This window comes from Streptomyces sp. NPDC048389, from assembly GCF_040706335.1.
Classification (GTDB): Bacteria; Actinomycetota; Actinomycetes; order Streptomycetales; family Streptomycetaceae; genus Streptomyces.
In genome coordinates, this window is record NZ_JBEZKP010000013.1 from 1 (window position 1) to 20,858 (window position 20,858).

The following is a 20,858-nucleotide window of genomic DNA, read 5'->3' on the forward strand; positions in this document are numbered from 1 at the left end:
GCCTACCTCGGCGGCGGGCGGGTCTCCCCCGCCGCCGTCGTCTGTAGAACGCCGCACCGTGGGCTCCGCCCCCCCGCCGCCCCGCCCCCCCGGGGGGGCCCCCCTCCTCGGCTTGCTCGTACGTCCCTTACGTCGGGGAGCCTGTCCGGGCCTTCGACAGGGCTCCGATCGCGATGTCGAGGGCCAGGAAGACCAGCAGACCGAGGCCGAGCAGCGGCATGAACCAGCCGGTCAGTGCCGTCGCGGCGGCGAGCGGCAGCAGCACGGTCACGGGTGCCTTCCGCCACGCGCCGCGCGGCATCGGGCGGCCGGCGCTCAGCCTGCGTTCCTTCGTCGGCCTGCGCAGCCACCACATGCGGTAGCCCCAGACGACGAGCAGGACCAGAGCGACCATGAGGGCTGCCAGCGCGAGCTGGTTGGGCAGGCCGAAGAGCACACCCATGTGTCCGTCGATGCCGAAGCGGGTCAGTTTGGCGAGCAACGGGTAGTCGGCGAAACGCAGTTCGTCGATGACACGGCCGTCGGCGGGGTCGACCGCGACCGAGTCCAGGTGGACCGGGTACCGGGTGTCGGTCTCCTTGACGACGTAGCCGTTGCCGTCGGCCGGCAGGGTCACGGCGATCTTGCCGGCCACGCCGGAGGCACGGGCGGCGGCCACCGCCTTGTCGATGCCGACGTCCGCGCCCCGGTGCGCCGTTCCGTGGCCGCCGCCGTGGCCCTCGTGTCCGCCGTCGCCGCCGGTGCCCGGCACCAGCGCGGCGGAGACGGCGGGGGTGGCCCCGCCGAGCTGGTCCTTGACCGCGCCGATGTTCTCGCCCGCGTACCGGGACCAGGTGAGGCCGGTGGCGGAGAGCAGGACCAGGCCGGTGACGGCCCACAGGCCGACGGAGCCGTGCCGGGACAGGGTTGCGCGGCGGCCCCCGGCGCCGCGTTCGGGCAGCAGCAGGGCCCGCTTGGTGCGGCGTCGGCGGCCGGCCCAGAGCAGCAGTCCGCCCAGTGCGACGACCCACAGCCAGCTGGCGGCGAGTTCGCTGTAGTGGCGCCCGGCGTCGCCGAGATGCAGATCGCGGTGGAATTCGGCGAGCCACGTCCGCAGCGGGAGGGCGCCGGAGCTGCCGTACGAGGTGAGTTCGCCCCGTATCGCGGCGGTGTACGGGTCGACGAACACGGCGAGGGACCTGCCCTCGGCCACGTCGGGGGCGTTCATCAGGACGCGGGTGGTCGCCCCGTCCTCGTGCGAGGGCCACACGGCGGTGACGGTGCCCTCGGGCACGGCCCTGCGGGCCGCGTCGACCTGGGTGTCCAGCGGGAGCGAGGGCCCGGTGACGGGGGCCGTGAGCTCATGGCGGTAGACGAACTTCTCCGCCTGGAACGACAGCGAGTACAGCAGGCCGCTGACGGCGGCTATGAGGAGCAGCGGGGCGATCAGCAGCCCCGCGTAGAAGTGGAGCCGGAGCACGAGCGGGCGCAGCGCGCTCCAAGCAGAGGCGGTGGTGGTTCCGGCCGGGGCGGTGCCGGCGGCCTTCTGCCTGGTGCCCTGGTCGGGGGCGTCAACGGACATGGCGATCCTAGGAGTGGGGTGTCGACATGGGGAATGCGGCCCCCAAGGTCAGACAGCGGCTCCGGGGGCCGTGGCGCGAGGGACGCACGGCGCGGGCGGTCCGCGGCGTACGACGGTGTGCGTGAGGAAGGCGCCGTGGAGGCGGCGCGGGCGCGGGACCGGGCGGGGTACGGGGACCGCTTCGGGCAGTCGTACGACGCCGAGCAGCAGTCGCAGCGGGGTGAAGGTGAAGGCGAACGCGGTGCGGGCCAGACGGAAGAAGGCGGTCTCGCCGTGGGCCAGCCACAGTGCGCACCCGACCGCGGCGGCGAGGTGCACCGCGAGCATGCCGATGCCGACGGCGGCGTCCGGGGACGGCTGGTGCGGCCCGTGATGGTGTGCGGCGGCCTGCCCGCCGCCCGCGAAGATCATGTGCAGGACGCCTTGTACGGCGAGCAGCCCGGCTCCGATGGACCGCGCGCCGCGCCGGCGGCCGGCCGCGAGCCAGCCCGCGACGGCGGTCGCGCCGAGCGCGGCGACCAGCGCGGCGGCCGGTATGTGGTGCGCGGAGAGGGACGAGTGCCCCGTCGCGGCAAGGGTGACCGCCACCGCCGCGAAGAGCGCGGCCCGCAAGGCGCGCATCGGCGACCGGGCATCCGTCATAGTCCGCACATGCTGCCAGCCCGGAGCCCGGCCCGGGAGAGTGACCCCGGGTACGGAGGTTCTCCCGGCAGCAGAAGCACTGTGCTCCGCGCCGTCCGGCGGGGCAGAGTCGTGATCATGAGGCTTCTGATTCTGGGCGGTACACACTTCGCGGGACGTGCGATGACGGCGGCGGCGCTCGCCCGCGGCTGGGACGTCACCGTCTTCCACCGTGGACACAACGCCGCGCCGGACGGCGCCGCCGTGCGGATCGGCGACCGCACCGCGCAAGGCGGCCTGGCCGCGCTCGCCGACGGCACCTGGGACATCGTCGTCGACACCTGGTCCGGGGCGCCGTCGGCGGTACGGGACACGGCGCAGCTCCTCGCCGGGCGGGCCGGCCGGTACGTCTACGTCTCCAGCTGCTCGGTGTACGTCTGGCCCCCGGCCGCCGGGTACGACGAGAGCACGGCCACGGTGGCGAGTTCGCCCGACGCGGGGGACCTGCCGTACGCCGAGGCCAAGCGGGGCGGCGAACTGGCGGTGACGGCCGCCTTCGGGGACACCCGCTCGCTGCTGGTGCGCTCGGGGCTGATCCTCGGCCCGTGGGAGAACATCGGCCGGCTGCCGTGGTGGCTGGGGCGGATCGCGCGCGGCGGTGACGTACTCGCACCGGGCCCGCGGGAGACGCCGCTGCAATACGTCGACGTCCGCGATCTCGCCGAGTGGACGCTCGACGCGGCACGGACGGGACGCGGCGGGCCGTACAACGTGGTGAGCCCGCCCGGTCACACGACGATGGGCGAACTCCTCGACACCTGCGTCGCGGTGACGGGCTCGACGGCACGGCTCCGGTGGACACCGGCGGAGACGGTACTGGCGGCAGGCGTGGAGCCGTGGACGGACCTGCCCATCTGGGTGCCGCCGACGCAGGAGGGGCATGCCGCGCTGCACGGCGTGGGCGTGGACCGTGCGCTGGCGGCGGGCCTGCGGTGCCGTCCCGTCGCGGACACGGTCCGCGACACCTGGGCGTGGCTCACGTCGCTGGGTGGCGCGGCGCCGCGGCGGTCCGAGCGGGCGCGGGCGGGGTTGGCGCGGGAGGTGGAGGAGCGGCTGCTCAGGGATTCGTGAGCGTCGAGGGTGTAGCCGGGTACACCCCGCTTCCGGTGTCCGGCACCAGTGCGACCGCCGGGCGGTGCCCACCACACTGGTGATCGAGACCGGACGACGAGGGGGACCCGTGATGATCGCCAAGGTACGCGGCGCGGTGGTGGCCGGCGCGCAAGGGCTGGCACTGGCACTGACGGCGCTGATCGGCTCCGTCCTGCTCTTCACCCTGACGGCGGTGTCGCTCGCCCTGATACCCGTCGGGGTGGGCGTGTTCACCACCCCGCCGCTGCTGAAGCTGGTGCGAGCCCACGTGAACCGCAGGCGGCTGCTGGCGGCGCAGTGGTCCCGGGTCCGCATCCCGGTGCAGTAGCGCCCGTTCCCCGGGAAACCGCGCCGGGGCCTTGCCGGGCAGGTGGAGCGCTGTGCTCTGATGCTGAAGGACCCGGCGACCTGGCGCGACATGCGATGGCTGCCGGCGGACATGACCGGCGGCGCGATCCTCGCGATCCTCGCACCGGCGCTGATCCTGGAGGGCGTGTTCGGGCTGCTGCTCGCGGCGGGGCTGTGGGAGCCGATCGTCATGGCCGACGGCGGCACCTACTGGTACACGTTCCCGCGGGTCCACGACTCGGGTTCCGCCCGGCTCGCCGCGGTGCTCGGCGTGGCCGCAAGGGAGGGGCGGTGATCGGGGCGGGCTCCGGCCTGAGCGGTGTCGAGCGGCGGCTCGGTACATTCGACGGAGTCCTGGCCGTCAGCAGCCCCGCGGGCGGTCCCACCATGGTCACCATGGAAATCCCTTGCGAGTTGTCCTGGCCGAAGACCTGTTCCTGCTGCGGGACGGCCTGGTCCGGATGCTCGAGGCGTTCGGCTTCGAGATTGTGGCCGCCGTGGAGAGCGGGCCCGAACTCGACAAGGCGCTCACCGAGTTGGAGCCGGGCGTCGCCGTCGTCGACGTCCGGCTCCCGCCGTCCCACACGGACGAGGGCCTGCAGTGCGCGCTGGCGGCGCGGCAGGCGAGGCCGGGGCTGCCGGCGGCCGGACGGTGCACGACTGAGTGGCGAGGTGCCCCTTTTCGTCGGAGTCCAAACGGTTTTGACGCCGAAGACTTCTGCGATTTCCGCGCACCGCTGAACGCCCCGTAGGCGGTGCCCGTATGGAACGACGCGCTGCTTCCCTCCCCCGGGATTGGAGTTCCATGGGACGCAAATCGAGAAAACGCTCAACTCTGGCGAACCGGGCGATCGCTGCTTCGGCTGCCCTCTTTCTGGGCGGGGGTGGGCTGGTCGCGGCCAATGTCTACGCTTCCGCCCATGAAGGCTGGGGCGGCGAGCGGAACGGGCCGAGAACCCAGAGTGCGGGCCGGTCGGTCTCCACCATCGACTGTCCGGAGGTCGTCAATTCCATCAAGGAAATACCCGACGACCAGCGGTTCGCCGTCGACCGCGAACTCGCCACCCTGGACAACCAGATCACCACGTACTACCAGCGGTTCGCCGACAACAAGGAGCGGGTGCAGAGCGACCGCGCCTTCGCGGAGAACCAGATCCTGGCGCCGCTGAGGAACGAACGGTTGGTGATCATCCAGCGGATCGTCGCACTGATCGACCGTTCGGCCGAACGCCCCCAGGGGCTGGAGGCGACGGCACCGTGCACGCTGCGCGGCGATGACAACGACCGGAACAACAACAACGACGACGACCAGAACGACGGCCGGAACAACGACGGCGATCAGGACCCGGGCCAGGACGGCGGTGACCAGAACAACGACAACGACAACGGCGACAACAACGGGGACGGCAACAACGACAACGGCGACAACGACGGCGGGAACGAGGACAACGGCGGTCAGGCCGGCAACGGCCCCGCGGCCGGCGACTTCGTCGAGATCGAGTCCGTCGAGCCGAACGTCCAGGAGCCGCGCAAGCGCCGGGGAGCCTCACGTGGCGTCTTCGTCACCGACTGCGGCGTGAACGAGAACGGCAAGTTCAATTCCGACAACGTCATCGTCGCTCCCGGTGTCAGCAACGGCGCACACCACATGCACGACTACGTCGGCAACCAGGCCAATGACGCCTTCGCCGGCGACGACGATCTCGCGAACGGAGAAACCACCTGCGACAACCAGGGCGACAAGTCCACGTACTACTGGCCCGTGCTGCGGGTGCAGAACGGCCAGAACGAGTTCGACGCCGATCAGGACGGTGGCGGCAACGACCAGAACGTCGGTGAGATCCAGACGCCGTCGGAGGTCACGCTGACGTTCGTGGGCAATCCCCGCAGCAAGGTCACCGCGATGCCGAAATTCCTGCGCATCATCACCGGTGACGCGAAGGCGTTCACCAACGGTGACGCGAATGCCAACGCCTCCTGGAGCTGCACCGGATTCGAGGACCGGCAGCTGACGGACAAGTACCCGATCTGTCCCCAGGGCAGCCAGGTGGTGCGGAGCTTCAAGTTCCAGAGCTGCTGGGACGGTCAGAACACCGACAGCGCGAACCACCGCACCCATGTGGCCTTCGCGGAGGACAACGGCAGCTGCCCCGACGGCTTCCAGGCCATCCCGCAGCTGGTGCAGAGGATCGTGTACGACGTGCCGCCGCCGGTCTTCGACGGCCAGAACGCCTCGGTCTTCGCGGTCGACACGTTCCCCGAGCAGCTGCACAAGCCGATCACCGACCACGGTGACTTCATCAACGTCTTCGACGAGGACCTGATGGACGAGATGGTGGACTGCATCAACGACGGCCGGCGTTGCCAGTGATCCACTGAGACAGGAGAGGAGGCCGGGCCGCCCTGGGAGAATCCCGGGGCGGCCCGGCCTCCCGCCGTCTGCGGACGGTGGGTACGGCCCTCGGCCCTCGATCCTCGGGCTTCGGCGTTCGGCGTTCGGCTCTCCCCGGGCCGGCCCGGGAGACCCGGGCCGGCCCGGTGACGTCAACTCGGTGACGTCAACTCGGTGGTACCAGGGCGGCGGTGCCCGCGTGTCAGGTCAGTTGCCGCCGTGCGCCCCGTGGTCCTCGTGGCCCTCCTGCTCCTCGTGGCCCTCCTGCTCCTCACCGCCACCGTCATGACCGTCGTGGCCGCCCTCCTCGCCGCCCGAGCCGTGCTGCGCCCCGGTCTCCACCTCGCCGCCGAGCCGGCCGCGGAGGGCCGCTACGACCTTCTCGTCGCCCACCGCGACCCATCTGCGCCCGACCAGATACGTGCCGCCGTAGTCGTTGGCCTCGTTGAGCCACTCACGCTGGCCGCGGTCGGTGCTGAAGGTCGCGAGGACGTACCTGCCGTCGGCCGTCCTGCAGTTGGCCTGGCGCAGCTCTTCCGCGTCCGTCTGGATGTTCGGCTCGCAGTCGGCCTGGCGTGCGAGTTCCTCCAGGCTGCCGGTCGCCGTCCTCGGCGCCTCGGCGCCGTCCTTTCCGTCGTCGGCGCCGCCGCCGGGTCCGCAGGCCGCCGTCAGGGCCAGAGCCACAACGGCCAGTCCCCGGACGGCCGCACGCCTTCTGCCGGTGCACCCGCCCGTACCCGCCATTGCCCTCGTGCCCGTACTCGTATCGGCACTCGTGTTCGTACTCGTCCGCATCCGGCCATGGTGCCCCTCCGGCGCCCCTCCGCGCGGCCGAACCACGGGTAACGCACGAGGCGTGCGGGACAGCCGGGGTCCGGCGCCGGTCCGTGCCGGGCGGTGTCGCGGCCGCCGCCCGACGCCCGGTGGGCCTAGGGTCCGCTCATGAACGCGATCCCCTCCACCACCGTCGCGAACCTTCGCGATCTCGGCGGCACCCCCCTCTCCGGTGGCCGGTCGGTGCGCAGCGGTCTGCTGTTCCGTTCCGGGCAACTGGACCGGATGGACGCCGCGTCCGACCCGGCCGTCGCCGCCCTCGGCGTCCGTACCGTCGTCGACTTCCGCACCCGGGCGGAACGCGACGCCCGCCCCGACCGGCTCCCGGAGGGCGGGCGGCTGCTGCTCGCGGACGTCCTGGCCGACCAGGTCGCCTCCGGCCGGATGCCGGCGGCGGCCCGGCTGCGCAGGCTGCTGACCGATCCGGCCGTCGCGGAGCAGGAACTCGGCGGCGGCCGGGGCCGGGCGATGTTCGCCGACATCTACCGGGGCTTCGTGACGACCGACTCGGCGCGCTCGTCGTACCGGGCGTTCCTGAACGAGGTCGCGGACCCCGACGCGGGTCCGCTGCTGTTCCACTGCACGGCCGGGAAGGACCGCACGGGATGGGCGGCGACCATCGTGCTGACCCTGCTCGGTGCGACACCGGCGACCGTCGAGGCCGAGTACATGTCGGTCAACGCGGCGGTGCGGGAGGCGTTCGCTCCGCTGGTCGAGGGGTTCACCTTGCAGGGCGGGCAACCGGAGACGGCCCTGTCGATCATCGGTGTGGTGCCCGACTACCTGGCGGCCGCCCTGGACGAGGTCGACGCCCGCTACGGCTCCATGGAGAAGTACGTCCGCGAGGGCCTCGGTGTCACGTCCGCGGTGCTGGGGCGCATCCGCCACCGCCTCGTCGCGGAGGACTGACCCCCGGACGCACCGCCGCGCCGGGTGACCATAGGACGATTCGCTCGTTCTGCTGAACGTGCGCCCACACGACGTCGTCTCCTCCCCGGACCCCTCCCCCGGCCCTTCCCCGACCGGCTCCGACCCGGTCGGCCCGTCCGCGGCCGGCCCGTCGGCGGGGCGCCTCGGGCCGGTGTCCGGCGTCGGTGACACGGGCAGCGCGGGAGTGGGAGCGGGGATCGGAGCGAGGATCGGAGTAGGGCAGGCGGAGGCGGCGCTCGTCGAGCACTACCCGCGTCTGGTGCGGATCGCCTACCTGGTGCTGCCCGCCTCCCTCGGCCAAGGCCGCCGTGTGCTGACCGCCCATGCGCTCGTGCAGCGTTCGTTTCCCCGCGGTGAGCCCGCGGCCGGTGGGAGTGCCCCCGCCGTGCCCCGCGCCCGCCGCCCGGAGGAGGTCCGCGACCCCGGCTACGCGTACGTCCGGGACCGGGTGGTGCGTCAGGCGCTGGAGGCGTCGCTGCCGCTGCGGCGCTGGGCGCGGCCCCGGCGGGCGCAACTGCCGCCGCTGCTGCCCCACGTGTGGGGTGTGCGGGTCTTCCCGCGGTCCGGCGGCGCCGGTGAACTCGCCCTGGACCAGCGGCTGTCGGCCCTGTCCGGGCCGGCCAGGGCCGCGTATGTGCTGCGCGCTCTGGAGAGGCTGTCCGACGGCGAGGCGCGTGCGGCGCTGGAGCGGGCCGGGGCTGCGGACCCCGACCGGGCCCTGGCGGAGTCGGACGGCGTGCGCGACGTGCGGGGCGGCGCGGAACTGCTCGGCTCCTCAGAGTTCGACGCCTGCTCGCTCCAGGTGCGGCCCACCGATCTGCTGCGCCGTCGGCGGCACGGCAGGGCCGCCGTCGTCGCGGCCGCGGCGCTCGCCGTGTGCGGGACGCTGCTCCTGCTGCCGGGCGACGGGGAGGGCGACGCGAGGAGCGGGCCGTATCCCCGTGACGCCGCTGCCCGGGCGGCGCTCGATCCGGACCGGCTGGTGCGGGTCCCGGCGACGGCGTGGCGGGAGTCGGTCCGCAGGGACTTCTCGGTGTGGCCGGCCCGGGGGGCGCTCACCGAGGACCGGCCCCTGCTGCGGCGGGCGCTGGCCGCCTGGGAGAGCCCGGGCGACGGGGTCCGGGTCAGCGCGACGCCCGGGACGCCGGCGGGTCCCCCGGCGGGGCCGCCGCAGCTGCTGTTCGCGGGTGACGTGGGCCGGGCGCGGGTGGTCGTGCTGCACGACGGGCTGCGCGTCGTCCGTTACGCGGAGCCGGCCGGGACGAGGGGCACGCCGGACGGCGTGGCCCTCGACTTCGCGCGCACGGACGGCGCGGACGCCGCCGTGTCCGGCGCGCTCGTGGCACGGCGCTCGCAGGCGTACGTCCGCTATCTGACGGCCCCCTGGGTGCGGGACGTCTCCGTACGGGACCTGCTGGACCCGGCCGGTGCACCGCGTCCGCTCCGACGGGACGCGAGCGGCCTGACCGACCGGCTGCCGAGCCCCGCACAAGGGCAGGGGTGCCGGTCGTGGCAGGCCCTGGAGCTGGCCGACGGCAGCACGACCACGCTGGTGACGGACCTCGGCGAGCTGACACCCGCGCACCTGACCTACGGCCCGCCCGGCGCCCCCGCCGAGATCACGGGCACCGCGGCACGCGCGTCCTGGGCGCGTACGGCCTGTCTGCTGCCGGGAGTGCGGGCGCACGGCGTGCGCACCGTCAACTCGTGGCGGTACGCGGCGCAGCGGCTGCCGGAGGCGAACGGTACGGCCTTCTGGGTCTGCACCCGCGCGGAGACCTGGCAGGGTTCGGGTAGCAGGGTCCTGGCCCAGTTCCACCCGCCCGCCGCACGTCCGGGCACTCCGGGCACGGTGGTGGCGCGGGCGGAGGACTCCCCGTCGTGCGGGGTGCGCGAGCCCAGGGTGCTGGCGGGAGTGCTGTGGAAGTCGCGGGCGGGCCAGTGGTACGTGCTGGCGGGCGGCAGCCGGCAGCTCACCTCGGTCACCGTCCTCGGCGACGGCGTGGAGGGCGGGGCGGCGGGCAGCACGGTGGCGGTCCGCGCCCGGGACGGCGCCCGGCCCCGACTGAACGGCCGTTTGGCCGACGGCACTTCGGTGAACTCCCTGCGCTGAGCCGGGAGCCGCGCCCCGGGGGCGGAAACGGCAGCGGCGCCGCCCTGCGCACAGGACGACGCCGCCGGACCGCTCTCGCGGTCAGTTCTGGTTGTACCGCTCGATGAAGTGGACCCGGTCGAAGGTCCAGTTGCCCGTCGGGGCGCTCCAGCTGCCGGTCGCGCCGTTCAGCTTGCCGCCGCCCGCGGCGGTCCAGGTGAACATCCTGACGCCGCCGTCCGAGTAGCCGTACATCGCGCCGAAGTCGTCGCGGCCGTCACCGTTGTAGTCACCGGTCACGACCTCGACGTTGCTGCGCCACATGTTGCCGGCCGGCGTGGACCACGCCTCGATGCGCTTCGGGAAGGTGCCCTTGGCGTCGGCGGCCCACACGTGGATCGCGTCGTGCCCGTCGGCGTAGTCGTACCAGGCGGCCAGGTCGTCGCGGCCGTCGCCGTCGAAGTCACCGGCGTGGACGGTGGTGCGGTCGCGGCTGCCCCAGGTGGTGCTGGAGTACGAGCTGACCGGCGAGTTGAAGCCGCCGTTGGCGTCGGTGGTGAACGTCCACAGCTTCATGTCGCCGTTGTCGTAGCCGTAGAAGGCGGCGAGGTCGTCGCGGCCGTCGCCGTTGAAGTCACCGACGGCGGGCTGGACGTTCTTGTACCACCAGTTGCCGGCCGGGGAGTCCCACGAGGCGACGGGGGCGTTGAAGCCGCCGTCGGCCTTGGACGTGAAGGTGAACAGTGTGTCGTGGCCGTCGGCGTAGTCGTACCAGGCGGCCACGTCGTCGCGGCCGTCGCCGTCGAAGTCGCCGCTGTAGATGTCGAAGTTCCCGAAGTTCCAGTTGCCCGGAGAGACCTTCCACGACGCGAAGGGCTCGGCGAAGCTGCCGTCGCCCTTGCCGAGCCAGGTGAACAGCGTCACGCGTCCGTCGGCGTAGCCGTAGGCGGCTGCCACGTCCGAGATGCCGTCGCCGTTGTAGTCGCCGGTGGTGCGCTTCATGTTCTCGGCCCACCACCCGCCGGCCGCGCGGGTCCAGGCGTGCAGGGGCGCCTTGAAGGCACCGCTGCCGTCGGTGCGGAAGGTGTGCATCGAGTCGTGGCCGTCGGCGTAGTCGTACCAGTCGGTCATGTCGCTGCGGCCGTCGCCGTCGTAGTCGTGGCGGATCGCGGTTCCGCTGCTCCACCGGGACTCGCCCCGGGCGGTGCGGACCACGAAGTTGCCGCGGTCCTGGAGCTCCGCGTAACCGCCCGCGGCGCTGGTCCTGGACTCCCACAGCACGGTGGTGCCGTCCGCGGCGAGGACGACGAGGTTGCCCGTCGCGTCCAGGCGGGCGGTGGCGCCCGGGTTGCCGTCGGTACCGGTGGACCACAGGGTCTTGCCCGCGTTGGAGGTGACGACCAGGTTGCCGTCGGCCAGCATCGAGACCTTGGCCGAGTTGGAGGTCAGGGTGTCACCGGCGGTCATGGACTTGCCGGCGGGCAGCCGCGATCCGATGGCGATGTTGTCGACCCGTGCGGAGACGGCGCCGGTGCGGGTCTCGTCCGTGCCGAGGCATCCGCCCTGCCAGGAGCGGCTGTTGACGGCGACGAGCTCGATTTTGCCGTTGCTCTCGCGGAAGGCGGGACCGCCCGTGTCACCGAGGCAGATCGCGTCCGACGCGGTCACACCGCTGAGGGAGACGGTCTCACCCGCCACCGCACCGACCGTGAACGCGGCCGTGTGCAGCCTGCCCGGCACCCACTGATCGGCGGTACGGCCGTAGCCCACCACCTTCAGCGTCTCACCCGCGGCAACCGGCGTCTGCGCGAACGCCACAGGGGCGACACCGGTCGCCGGCTTCGCCAGACGCGCCATGACGACATCACGCCCCGCCCGCGGCACCAACTCCACCACATCACTGACATGACCACCCCCGGCCGTCACATCCGTACGACCGATCGTCGCCACCGTCCGCTCCGACGGCTTACCCGCCACGACGGCACCCGGCTGCTGCGGGTCCGCGGCGAAACAACTCGCGGCGGTCACGATCCACTGAGGCGCGACCAACGCGCCCGAACAGGATCGCTTCCCGCCGCCCACGTCCACCTTCGCGGCGAACGCGTACTGCCCGTCCGCCGCCGCACCACCCACCACCGCCTGAGCAGGCGTGGCGAGCAGCGCACCCGCGGCCAGCGCCGCGGTGATCACCAGAATGGGGGTGGAACTTCTACGTATGTGTCTTCTTGGCACAGAGATTCCTTGGCTGCGTGGGAGTGGGGGGCCCTGGCGCCGGATCAGCCGGTGACGCGGAGCTCGACGAGCACCGTCGGAGCTCCGCCGACTCCCTCGCCCACGCCCTTGAAGTCTTCCTTCGGGACGTCCACGGTCTGGGTCTTGCCCTCCGCGGTGAGGTCGGCGCTCACCGGACGGTCCGAGGTCTGGATCGCGAACACGTCAGCGACCTCGAGCGTCAGGTAGCCGCTCGCGCCCGTGGCGCGGAAGCAGTACATGCCGTCGGCGGTCTGCCGCGTCCACACCTGGATCTGGTTGGCGGCCGGGTCGCAGTCGGCGAGCAGGAGGCGGCCGTCGCCCTTGAGCAGCTTGATGCCCTTTTCCGAGAGGATCTTGTCCGCGTCGGGGTAGTTGAATTCCTCGACGGCGATCGGCGGAAGGTCCGCCTCGGCCGCGATCTGGCCGGTGGTGCCCTCGGCGGCGACGGCGGAGGTCACAGCGAAAGCGGAAACTCCTGCGACGGTCAGTGCAGTTCCGGCGGTGGCTGCGACGAGCCACTTGCGGGCGGTCGATATCACGGTAATGACTCCTTGGTGGGAGAACGCAGTCAGCACGTTCGCCTGACCCAACGTCACCTGATATGACGTCAATCAGCGGGACCGGCCCAGTAGTTCGGCCCCCACGAGGAACACATGGTGATACACGCCACACCCCCCGCGAGCCGTGCTTCAAGATCGCGACAGACTAACACCCGGCACCGACAGTATTCCGGACACACCTCGAAGGCACAGAGCCACGGCAACTGCACGCAAACAGTTGCATCGATATCCAGCCAAACTCTGGGGACAATCCGAAGGTACTCCGAAATGCTTTCATTGCGCTCGCCGCGCCGAAATCCGGCAAGTGACGCGTAACCATGTCAGCGGAGACTGAGGGGCCGGTCCCTCGAGACGAGGAGCCGGCGCAAGGCCGCCGCCGAAGTGGCCCTCCGGGGCATCGACGACGGCGCGGCGAAGGCCGCGCAGGCCGACGGCGCCGCCCGCGCGGCCAACACCTCGGCCCGTGTCGCAGCAAACGCCGCAGCCCGGGCCGGCCGGCTGAGGGACGGGCACTGACCCGCCCGGCAGGCCGGGGCAGCCGCACGGCGGCCCCGGCCTTCATGTCTCCGTACGGAGCACGGTGGGTAAGGTGTCGGCATGACGACCCGGGTACGGCGCAGGATGGGCGTCGAGGAGCGCAGACAGCAGCTGATCGGTGTGGCGCTGGAGCTGTTCGGCCATCGCTCCCCCGACGAGGTCTCGATCGACGAGATCGCGGCCGCCGCGGGCATCTCGCGCCCGCTGGTCTACCACTACTTCCCCGGCAAACAGAGCCTGTACGAGGCCGCGTTGCGGCGGGCCGCCGACGAGCTGGCCGCCCGCTTCCTCGAACCGCGGGAGGGCCCGCTCGGTGCGCGTCTGCTGCGGGTGATGGGGCGGTTCTTCGACTTCGTCGACCAACACGGCCCCGGCTTCTCCGCGTTGATGCGGGGCGGTCCCGCGGTCGGCTCCTCCACGACCACCGCGATGATCGACGAGGTGCGGCAGGCCGCGTACGACCAGATCCTGGCCCACCTGGACATCGACGACCCGTCGCCGCGCCTCGCACTGGTCGTGCGCTCCTGGGTGTCGCTCGCCGAGTCGACGGCGCTGCTCTGGCTCGACGGGCGCCGCATCCCGCGCGCCGAGCTGGAGTTGCAGCTGGTGCACGACTTCGCGGCGCTGGCCGCGGTGAGCGCCGCCCACGACGAGGAGATGGCCGCCCTGCTCGTCCGCATCCTCGCGGACGAGCCGATGGACGGGCCGTTCGGCGATCTCGTGGGCCGGCTGACGCACTTGGTGCCGGCGGTCGCGAAGGTGCCCGCTCAGCGCCTCCGGTAGAACGCTTCCAGGTCCCGCGCCTCGGCCGACAGGACCGGCATCGGGCCTCCGACGGACTCCGGTCGACCGGCGAGCAGGCCGAGCACCGCCTCCGACAGCTCGGCCTTGAGCTCGGGGGACCGGCCCGGAAGCAGCGCGATCGCGACGTGCACGACGGCGTCCTCCGCACCGCCCGCGCCGACCACCCTGTCCTCGATCCGGCGGAACCGCGTCTTGCAGGCGTCCAGTCGTGTTTCGACCGTCCGGACGACCAGGGCATGGACGCGCCCCCCGGCTCCGGCCGGGCGGGAACTGGCCCGGCTGGACTGCCTGAGCCGCAATCCCCGGCTGCGTGCCTACTACGAGGCCGCCGGATACCGGGTGGTGGGCGAGGAGCCCGCCAAGGCGGCCGCGGACGGCAGCAGTTACGGCGTACTGCTGCTGGAGAAGCGCCTCCGGCGGGACGGCGCCGGCCCAACTCCCGCCGCTGCCAGGGCCGGTGGGCAGTCGGTGACGTGACGGGTACAGTCCGGTACGTGACCGCACCCGCACGCCTGGCCGACATCGCGACGCAGGCGGGGGTGAGTGAAGCGACGGTGAGCCGGGTCCTCAACGGTAAGCCGGGCGTCGCCGCGACCACCCGCCAGACGGTGCTGGCCGCCCTCGACGTCCTCGGTTACGAACGGCCCGTCCGGTTGCGCCGCCGCAGCGCGGGCCTGGTGGGACTGATCACGCCCGGGCTCGACAACCCGATCTTCCCGGCCCTCGCGCAGGTGGTCGGCCAGGCCCTGACCCGGCAGGGCTACACCCCGGTGCTGGCCACCCAGACGCCGGGCGGGTCCACGGAGGACGAGCTGACGGAGATGCTGGTGGACCGCGGTGTCGGCGGGATCATCTTCGCCTCCGGGCTGCACGCCGACACCACCGCCGACATGGAACGCTACGAACGGCTCCGCGCCAAGGGCGTGCCCTTCGTCCTGGTCGACGGATACGCGCCCGGCGTGCGCGCGCCGTTCATCTCGGCGGACGACCGCGGCGCGATGCGGCTCGCGGTCACCCACCTCGTCTCGCTCGGGCACACCCGGATCGGCCTCGCGCTCGGTCCGCGGCGGTTCGTGCCCGTGGTGCGCAAGATCGAGGGTTTCCGCCTCGCCGTGCAGGAGCAGCTCGGCATCGCACCGGAGGCGTCCGACGAGCTGGTCCGGCACTCGCTCTACACCCTGGAAGGCGGCCAGGCCGCAGCCTCGGCACTGCTCGACCGCGGCTGCACGGCCGTCGTCTGCGCCAGCGACATGATGGCGCTGGGGGCGATACGGGCCGCCCGCCGGCGGGGCCTCGAGGTACCGGACGACATCTCCGTCGTGGGATTCGACGACTCGCCCCTGATCGCGTTCACCGACCCCCCGCTGACCACGGTCCGCAAACCGGTACAGGCGATGGGGCAGGCGTCGGTACGCGCGCTGCTGGAGGAGACGGGCGACAGCCACTCGGCGGTCGCGCCGGAGCGGCCCAGAGCTCCCGTGCACGGCGAGTTCGTCTTCATGCCGGAGCTGGTGGTCCGCGGTTCAACGGCTTCCGGACCGGGCCGGGACGCCGACGTCGGGCCCACGACCTGAGCCCCGGCCTGGGCCCTGGCCTGCGCTCAGGCCGGAGCCCGCTCCGGCCTGAGCCCCGGCCTGCGCCCTGAGACGCCTCTCCTCCGTGAGGGGGAGAGTGTGCGGGACGAACCCGACGGAGGGATGATCGGAGGAAGCCGTTCATCTGGCAAACTCCTCTCTCATGGGTGAAGCGACCGTGAAGACTCTTGAAGGGCGGACGGCGACCCCGTCATCCATGGTGGAGGACGAGGTCGATGCTTCACCTGCCCGTCCGCGGCTTCGGCCGCGACTGCCACGGACACCGGCCCGCCCCAGCATCTGGTTCGAAATCATGCTGATCGCGGTGAGTTACTGGACGTACTCACTGATCCGCAACGCCGTGCCCGAGCAGCAGAGCCAGGCGCTGCGCAACGCCGACTGGATCTGGCAGGCCGAGCAGACCCTCGGCATAGCGGTGGAGCAATCCATCAACCACGCCGTGAACTCGGTGACATGGCTCGTCGTGTCGATGAATTACTACTACGCCACCCTGCACTTCGTCGTCACCATCGGTGTGCTGGTCTGGCTCTACCGTGTGCATCCGGGCCGTTACGCGGCCGCCCGGCTTGTCCTTTTCGCCACGACCGGTGTGGCTCTGGTCGGTTACTACCTGTACCCGCTCGCACCGCCCCGGTTGATGAACGGCCAGAACTTCATCGACACCGTCCTGGTCCACGACACCTGGGGCTCGATGGCCTCCGGCGACCTCAAGAACATGTCCAACCAGTACGCGGCGATGCCGTCCATGCACATCGGCTGGTCGGTGTGGTGCGGGCTGATCATCTTCGCGCTGGCGGCGGCGCCGTGGGCGAAGATCCTCGGCCTGTTGTACCCGACCCTGACGCTGGTCGTGATCGTCGCCACGGCCAACCACTTCTGGCTGGACGCGGTGGGCGGCGTGGTCTGCCTGGCGTTCGGCTTCGGCGTCTCGTACGCCTGGTACCGGGCGCTGCCGCATCAGCTGCCGCAGCTCGTGGTCGCGTCTCCCCGGGACCCGGGCGGCGGCCTGCGCCGCTTCCTCCCCACCGCCCGCGGCTGACGCCGCACGTCGCCTGCGGCGGGCTTGTCCCCTACCTTCCCCCCTACGCCTGGCGGCGTGGAGGACCCCCCTTCCCGAACCGGGCTTCGCCCGGACCCGTACCGCGCTTCGCGCGGCGTCCGCAAATTCCCCCTACGGCCTGGCGGCCGTGGGAGATGCCCCCAGGCCGGGCTGATTTCGCGCAGCGAAATTCAGCCCCGCCGGCGTTTGAGGCGCAGGGGTCCGGGGGCAGAGCCCCCGGTTCGGGAAGTGGGGGTCCCCCCACGCCGCCAGGCGTGGGGGGAGGGTAGGGGAAACGGCCCGCCGCAGGCGCCACCGCACCCGCGCCGCGCCGCCGCCCGAGGACTGCGTGCCGCCGCCCGCCCCAGGGCTACGCGTCGTAGAAGACCGCCTCCATCACCCCTCGCGCCCTCCGCGTCACCCTCCGGTAGTCGTCCAGCATGTCCCCCACGCGCCCCGGCCCGTACCCCAGGTAGCGCCCCACGGCCGCCAGTTCCCGCGCGTCCGCGGGGAACGTGTCGCCCGCCCGGCCGCGGACCAGCATCACGGCGTTGCGGACGCGAGTCGCCAGGACCCATGCCTCGTCGAGGGTGCGGGCGTCGCCCTCGGTGAGGAGGTCCGCCGCGCGCGCCGCCGCCAGCGCCTCACGGGTGCGGGTGGTGCGCAGCCCCGGCTCGGCCGCGCCGTGGCGCATCTGGAGCAGTTGCACGGTCCACTCGACGTCGCTCAGGCCGCCCCGGCCGAGCTTGGTGTGCAGGGTCGGGTCGGCGCCACGCGGCATCCGTTCGGTCTCCATGCGCGCCTTGAGCCGGCGGATGTCGCGCACGGCGTCGTGGCCGAGCCCCTGCCTCGGGTAGCGCAGCGGGTCGACCAGTTCGACGAAGGCCGCGCCGAGCACGGCGTCGCCCGCCATCGGCCTGGCCCGCAGCAGTGCCTGGCTCTCCCAGGTCAGGGACCACCGGCGGTAGTACGCCTCGTACGAGGCGAGTGTGCGCACCAGCGGCCCGTTGCGGCCCTCGGGCCGCAGGTCGGCGTCGATGAGGAGCGGCGGGTCGGCGGTCGGCAGCTGGAGCAGCCTGCGCATCTCGGCGACGACGCTGTTCGCGGCCCGTGCCGCTTCCTGTTCGTCGACGCCCTCGCGCGGCTCGTGGACGAAGAGGACGTCCGCGTCGGATCCGTAGCCGAGCTCGTACCCGCCGAAGCGGCCGACGCCGATGACGGCGAAGCGGGTGGGCAGGGTGTCGCCCCACTGTTCGCGTACGGCGGCGCGCACCGCGCCCGCGATGGTGGCGGCCGTCAGTTCGGTGATGGCGTCGCCGACGCGGTCCACCAGGGCACCGGGGTCCCCCTCTGCCGGGTTGTCCTCGGTGCCGTACGAGCCGATGAGGTCGGCGGCGGCGGTACGGAAGAGCTCCCGGCGCCGCACCCCGCGGGCCGCGGCGACCGCCGCCTCCGCGGTGTCGGCACGGCCGACGGCGGCGAGGACCTCCTGTTCGAGGTGGTCGCGGCCGCGCGGCCGCAGTCCGCCGGGATCGCCGAGGATGGCGACGGCCTCGGGCGCGCGCAGCAGCAGGTCGGGCGCGAGCCGCCCGGCGGACAGCACACGGGCCAGGTTCTCCGCGGCGGCGCCCTCGTCGCGCAGCAGCCGCAGGTACCAGGGCGTCTTGCCGAGCGCGTCGGAGACCTTGCGGAAGCCGAGGAGGCCCGCGTCGGGGTCGGCCGAGTCGGCGAACCAGCCGAGCAGGACGGGCAGCAGGGTGCGCTGGATGGCGGCCTTGCGGCTGACCCCGGAGGCCAGCGCCTCCAGGTGGCGCAGCGCGCCGGCCGGATCGGCGTATCCGAGGGCCTCGAGGCGCTGGCCGGCGGCCTTGGGGCTGAGCCGGGTCTCGCCGGTGGCGAGCTGGGCCACGGCGTCGAGCAGCGGCCGGTAGAAGATCTTCTCGTGCAGGCGGCGGACCACGGAGGCGTGCCGTTTCCACTCGCGGCCCAGGGTGGCGACGGGGTCGGTGCGCAGTCCGAGGGAGCGCGCCAGCCGGCGCAGGTCGGCCTCGTCCTCGGGCACGAGGTGGGTGCGGCGCAGCTTGTAGAGCTGGATGCGGTGCTCCATGGCCCGCAGGAAGCGGTACGCCTCGTCCAGTTGCGCCGCGTCGGCCCGGCCGACGTAACCGCCGGCGGCGAGGGCCTGGAGCGCTTCCAGGGTGCTGCCGCTGTGCAGGGTGGCGTCGCTGCGGCCGTGGACGAGTTGCAGCAGCTGTACGGCGAACTCGACATCACGCAGTCCGCCGGGGCCGAGTTTGAGTTCGCGCTCTATCTCTGCGGCCGGAATGTTGTCGACGACGCGGCGGCGCATCTTCTGCACGTCGGCGACGAAGTTCTCGCGTTCCGCCGCCTGCCAGACCAGCGGCGCGACCGCCTCCGCGTACGCCTGGCCCAGGGCCGCGTCGCCGGCGACGGGCCGGGCCTTGAGGAGCGCCTGGAACTCCCAGGTCTTGGCCCAGCGCTGGTAGTAGGCGAGGTGGCTGGAGAGGGTGCGCACCAGCGGCCCGTTGCGTCCCTCGGGCCGCAGATTGGCGTCGACGGGCCAGATGGTGCCTTCGACCGTGGTCTCCGAGCAGATGCGCATCAGATGGGAGGCGAGCCGGCTCGCGGCCTGGAGTGCCTTGGCCTCCTCTGTGCCGTTCGTCGGCTCGGCGACGAAGATGACGTCGACGTCGGACACGTAGTTCAGCTCGTTGCCGCCGCATTTGCCCATGGCGACGACGGCGAGCCGGCAGGCTGCGGCGTCCTCGGGGGCGGCGGCGCCGGCGATGGCGAGGGCCGCCCGCAGGGTGGCGGTGGCGAGGTCGGCCAGTTCCGCGGCGGCCTGGGCCACGTCGGTGGTGCCGCACACGTCGCGTGCGGCGATGGCCAGCAGGCAGCGGCGGTAGGAGACGCGCAGGGACACGGCGTCGGTGGCGTCGGCGAGTCCGCGTTCGAAGTCGGCGATGCCCGGGTGCAGGTCGGCCGACTCGTAGGTGGCCAGTGCGTGCCAGTCGCGGGGGTGGCGGACGAGGTGGTCACCGAGGGCCTCGGACGCGCCGAGGACGCCGAGCAGCCGGTCGCGCAGCGGCTTCGCGGTGATCAGGTTGTCCAGGAACCGGCGCCTGTCGCCGGTCTCCTGGGCTTCGACGAGGCGGACCAGGGAGCGCAGGGCGAGGTCGGGGTCGGCGGCGGCGCCGAGGGCGTCGAGGAGGACCGGGTCGTCGCGCACGGGCGCCATGTCGGGCAGGTCGAGGAGCCGTGACGCGGCGGAGGGGTCGGTGAAGCCGTGCTTCAACAACCGGGTGAACGTACTGCTTCTGCGCCCCGGAACCGTCATCCCGGCCTCCCGTCGTCCTGCCGTGCCCGCCGTCCCGCCGCGTCCCGCCGCGTCCCGCCGCGTGCGCCCGAGCGTAGCCGCAGGCCACGGCGTGCTGCCCGGCGGACCACGCGGCGCCGCGCCGGGGTCCGCCGGACGGTCCGCGCGCAGGGACCGATGAGTACGCGGACGGGGCGCGGTCCACACATATGTCGACCGTGTGAGACGCGGAATCCGTGTCGGACGCAGAACGAGAGGACCACCGCCATGTCCCCGACCGCGCACCCCCTGTCCGAGCTCGATCCCCGCTTCAGCGACCCGGAGGCATCCGCGGCCCACTGGGCGGACGCAGTCGCTCAGCTCCGCGACGCCGAGGTGTTCTGGCTGACGACCGTACGGCCGGACGGCCGCCCGCACGTCACGCCGCTGATCGCCGTCTGGCACGACGACGCCCTGCACTTCTGCACCGGCCCCGATGAACGCAAGGCGAAGAACCTCCGGGAGAACCGGGAGGTCGTCCTCACCACCGGCGTCCCGTCGCTGGACGAAGGCACGGACGTGATCGTCGAGGGCGAGGCGCTCCGGGTGACGGACGAAGCGGCATTGCGCGCGCTGGCGGCGCTCTATGTGGAAAAGTACGGATCGGACTGGGCGTTCGAGGTCAGGAACGGTGCGTTCGCGCACGAGGCAGGTGAAGCGCTGGTGTTCCGGGTCGCGCCGCGAACGGCCTTCGGTTTCGCGAAGGGTGCCTTGTTCGGACAGACCCGCTGGCGATTCACCACTGACGTGGCCCGATGAAAGGA

16 protein-coding genes and 3 pseudogenes are annotated in these 20,858 nt (G+C 72.6%); 12 read left to right on the forward strand and 7 right to left on the reverse strand.

The window, feature by feature from the left end; genetic code table 11:
• Window positions 1-127 precede the first annotated feature (127 nt).
• Window positions 128-1,561 (reverse strand): PepSY domain-containing protein, encoded by a 1,434-nt coding sequence (locus AB0903_RS12315; RefSeq protein ID WP_366701751.1) that lies wholly within the window; start codon window positions 1,559-1,561, stop codon window positions 128-130.
• Between the two features lie 48 nt (window positions 1,562-1,609).
• The gene (locus AB0903_RS12320) at window positions 1,610-2,203 is read right to left on the reverse strand and encodes a hypothetical protein (protein WP_366701752.1); all 594 of its coding nucleotides are present in this window, start codon (window positions 2,201-2,203) and stop codon (window positions 1,610-1,612) included.
• A gap of 117 nt (window positions 2,204-2,320) precedes the next feature.
• On the opposite strand from AB0903_RS12320, the gene AB0903_RS12325 reads away from it, so the two are divergent.
• The 4 genes and pseudogenes from AB0903_RS12325 (at window position 2,321) to AB0903_RS12340 (ending at window position 6,053) form a co-directional block, all read left to right on the forward strand.
• The gene (locus AB0903_RS12325; RefSeq protein ID WP_366701753.1) at window positions 2,321-3,313 is read left to right on the forward strand and encodes an NAD-dependent epimerase/dehydratase family protein; all 993 of its coding nucleotides are present in this window, start codon (window positions 2,321-2,323) and stop codon (window positions 3,311-3,313) included.
• A 112-nt stretch (window positions 3,314-3,425) separates the two neighbouring features.
• Window positions 3,426-4,102 (forward strand): annotated as a pseudogene (locus AB0903_RS12330) (sensor domain-containing protein); the annotation flags it as partial.
• A pseudogene (locus AB0903_RS12335) lies at window positions 4,090-4,323 on the forward strand (DNA-binding response regulator); the annotation flags it as partial. The pseudogenes AB0903_RS12330 and AB0903_RS12335, both read left to right, overlap by 13 nt.
• 164 nt (window positions 4,324-4,487) lie before the next feature.
• The gene (locus tag AB0903_RS12340) at window positions 4,488-6,053 is read left to right on the forward strand and encodes a DUF1996 domain-containing protein (RefSeq protein WP_366701755.1); all 1,566 of its coding nucleotides are present in this window, start codon (window positions 4,488-4,490) and stop codon (window positions 6,051-6,053) included.
• Window positions 6,054-6,281: 228 nt separating this feature from the next.
• On the opposite strand, the gene AB0903_RS12345 is transcribed toward AB0903_RS12340, so the two are convergent.
• The gene (locus AB0903_RS12345; RefSeq protein WP_366701982.1) at window positions 6,282-6,818 is read right to left on the reverse strand and encodes a hypothetical protein; all 537 of its coding nucleotides are present in this window, start codon (window positions 6,816-6,818) and stop codon (window positions 6,282-6,284) included.
• A 198-nt stretch (window positions 6,819-7,016) separates the two neighbouring features.
• Here AB0903_RS12345 and AB0903_RS12350 point away from each other — a divergent pair, with 198 nt between their 5' ends.
• Together AB0903_RS12350 and AB0903_RS12355 are read left to right on the forward strand one after the other, a co-directional pair.
• Window positions 7,017-7,817: a tyrosine-protein phosphatase gene (locus AB0903_RS12350; protein ID WP_366701757.1), complete on the forward strand. Its 801-nt coding sequence runs from the start codon at window positions 7,017-7,019 to the stop codon at window positions 7,815-7,817.
• A 205-nt stretch (window positions 7,818-8,022) separates the two neighbouring features.
• Window positions 8,023-9,951 (forward strand): hypothetical protein, encoded by a 1,929-nt coding sequence (locus AB0903_RS12355; RefSeq protein WP_366701984.1) that lies wholly within the window; start codon window positions 8,023-8,025, stop codon window positions 9,949-9,951.
• 81 nt (window positions 9,952-10,032) lie between these two features.
• Here AB0903_RS12355 and AB0903_RS12360 read toward each other — a convergent pair whose 3' ends face one another.
• Together AB0903_RS12360 and AB0903_RS12365 are read right to left on the reverse strand one after the other, a co-directional pair.
• Window positions 10,033-12,162, reverse strand: a complete 2,130-nt coding sequence (locus AB0903_RS12360) for an FG-GAP-like repeat-containing protein (protein WP_366701759.1) — start codon at window positions 12,160-12,162, stop codon at window positions 10,033-10,035.
• Between the two features lie 44 nt (window positions 12,163-12,206).
• The gene (locus AB0903_RS12365) at window positions 12,207-12,722 is read right to left on the reverse strand and encodes a hypothetical protein (protein WP_366701761.1); all 516 of its coding nucleotides are present in this window, start codon (window positions 12,720-12,722) and stop codon (window positions 12,207-12,209) included.
• Between the two features lie 402 nt (window positions 12,723-13,124).
• On the opposite strand from AB0903_RS12365, the gene AB0903_RS12370 reads away from it, so the two are divergent.
• The gene (locus AB0903_RS12370; RefSeq protein WP_366701763.1) at window positions 13,125-13,259 is read left to right on the forward strand and encodes a hypothetical protein; all 135 of its coding nucleotides are present in this window, start codon (window positions 13,125-13,127) and stop codon (window positions 13,257-13,259) included.
• Window positions 13,260-13,340: 81 nt separating this feature from the next.
• The gene (locus AB0903_RS12375; RefSeq protein ID WP_366701765.1) at window positions 13,341-14,063 is read left to right on the forward strand and encodes a TetR/AcrR family transcriptional regulator; all 723 of its coding nucleotides are present in this window, start codon (window positions 13,341-13,343) and stop codon (window positions 14,061-14,063) included.
• Here AB0903_RS12375 and AB0903_RS12380 read toward each other — a convergent pair.
• Window positions 14,048-14,215 (reverse strand): hypothetical protein, encoded by a 168-nt coding sequence (locus tag AB0903_RS12380; protein WP_366701767.1) that lies wholly within the window; start codon window positions 14,213-14,215, stop codon window positions 14,048-14,050. The two genes, AB0903_RS12375 and AB0903_RS12380, sit on opposite strands and share 16 nt — an antisense overlap.
• 127 nt (window positions 14,216-14,342) lie before the next feature.
• On the opposite strand from AB0903_RS12380, the pseudogene AB0903_RS12385 reads away from it, so the two are divergent.
• The 3 genes and pseudogenes from AB0903_RS12385 to AB0903_RS12395 all read left to right on the forward strand — a co-directional run.
• Window positions 14,343-14,561: pseudogene (locus AB0903_RS12385) on the forward strand (N-acetyltransferase); the annotation flags it as partial.
• Between the two features lie 17 nt (window positions 14,562-14,578).
• Window positions 14,579-15,658, forward strand: a complete 1,080-nt coding sequence (locus AB0903_RS12390; RefSeq protein WP_366701769.1) for a LacI family DNA-binding transcriptional regulator — start codon at window positions 14,579-14,581, stop codon at window positions 15,656-15,658.
• A 163-nt stretch (window positions 15,659-15,821) separates the two neighbouring features.
• Window positions 15,822-16,718, forward strand: coding sequence for a phosphatase PAP2 family protein (locus AB0903_RS12395; RefSeq protein ID WP_366701771.1), 897 nt, complete (start codon window positions 15,822-15,824; stop codon window positions 16,716-16,718).
• 370 nt (window positions 16,719-17,088) lie between these two features.
• Here AB0903_RS12395 and AB0903_RS12400 read toward each other — a convergent pair whose 3' ends face one another.
• Window positions 17,089-20,076 (reverse strand): bifunctional [glutamine synthetase] adenylyltransferase/[glutamine synthetase]-adenylyl-L-tyrosine phosphorylase, encoded by a 2,988-nt coding sequence (locus tag AB0903_RS12400; protein ID WP_366701773.1) that lies wholly within the window; start codon window positions 20,074-20,076, stop codon window positions 17,089-17,091.
• A 246-nt stretch (window positions 20,077-20,322) separates the two neighbouring features.
• Here AB0903_RS12400 and AB0903_RS12405 point away from each other — a divergent pair, with 246 nt between their 5' ends.
• Window positions 20,323-20,853 (forward strand): pyridoxamine 5'-phosphate oxidase family protein, encoded by a 531-nt coding sequence (locus tag AB0903_RS12405; protein WP_366701775.1) that lies wholly within the window; start codon window positions 20,323-20,325, stop codon window positions 20,851-20,853.
• Window positions 20,854-20,858 lie beyond the last annotated feature (5 nt).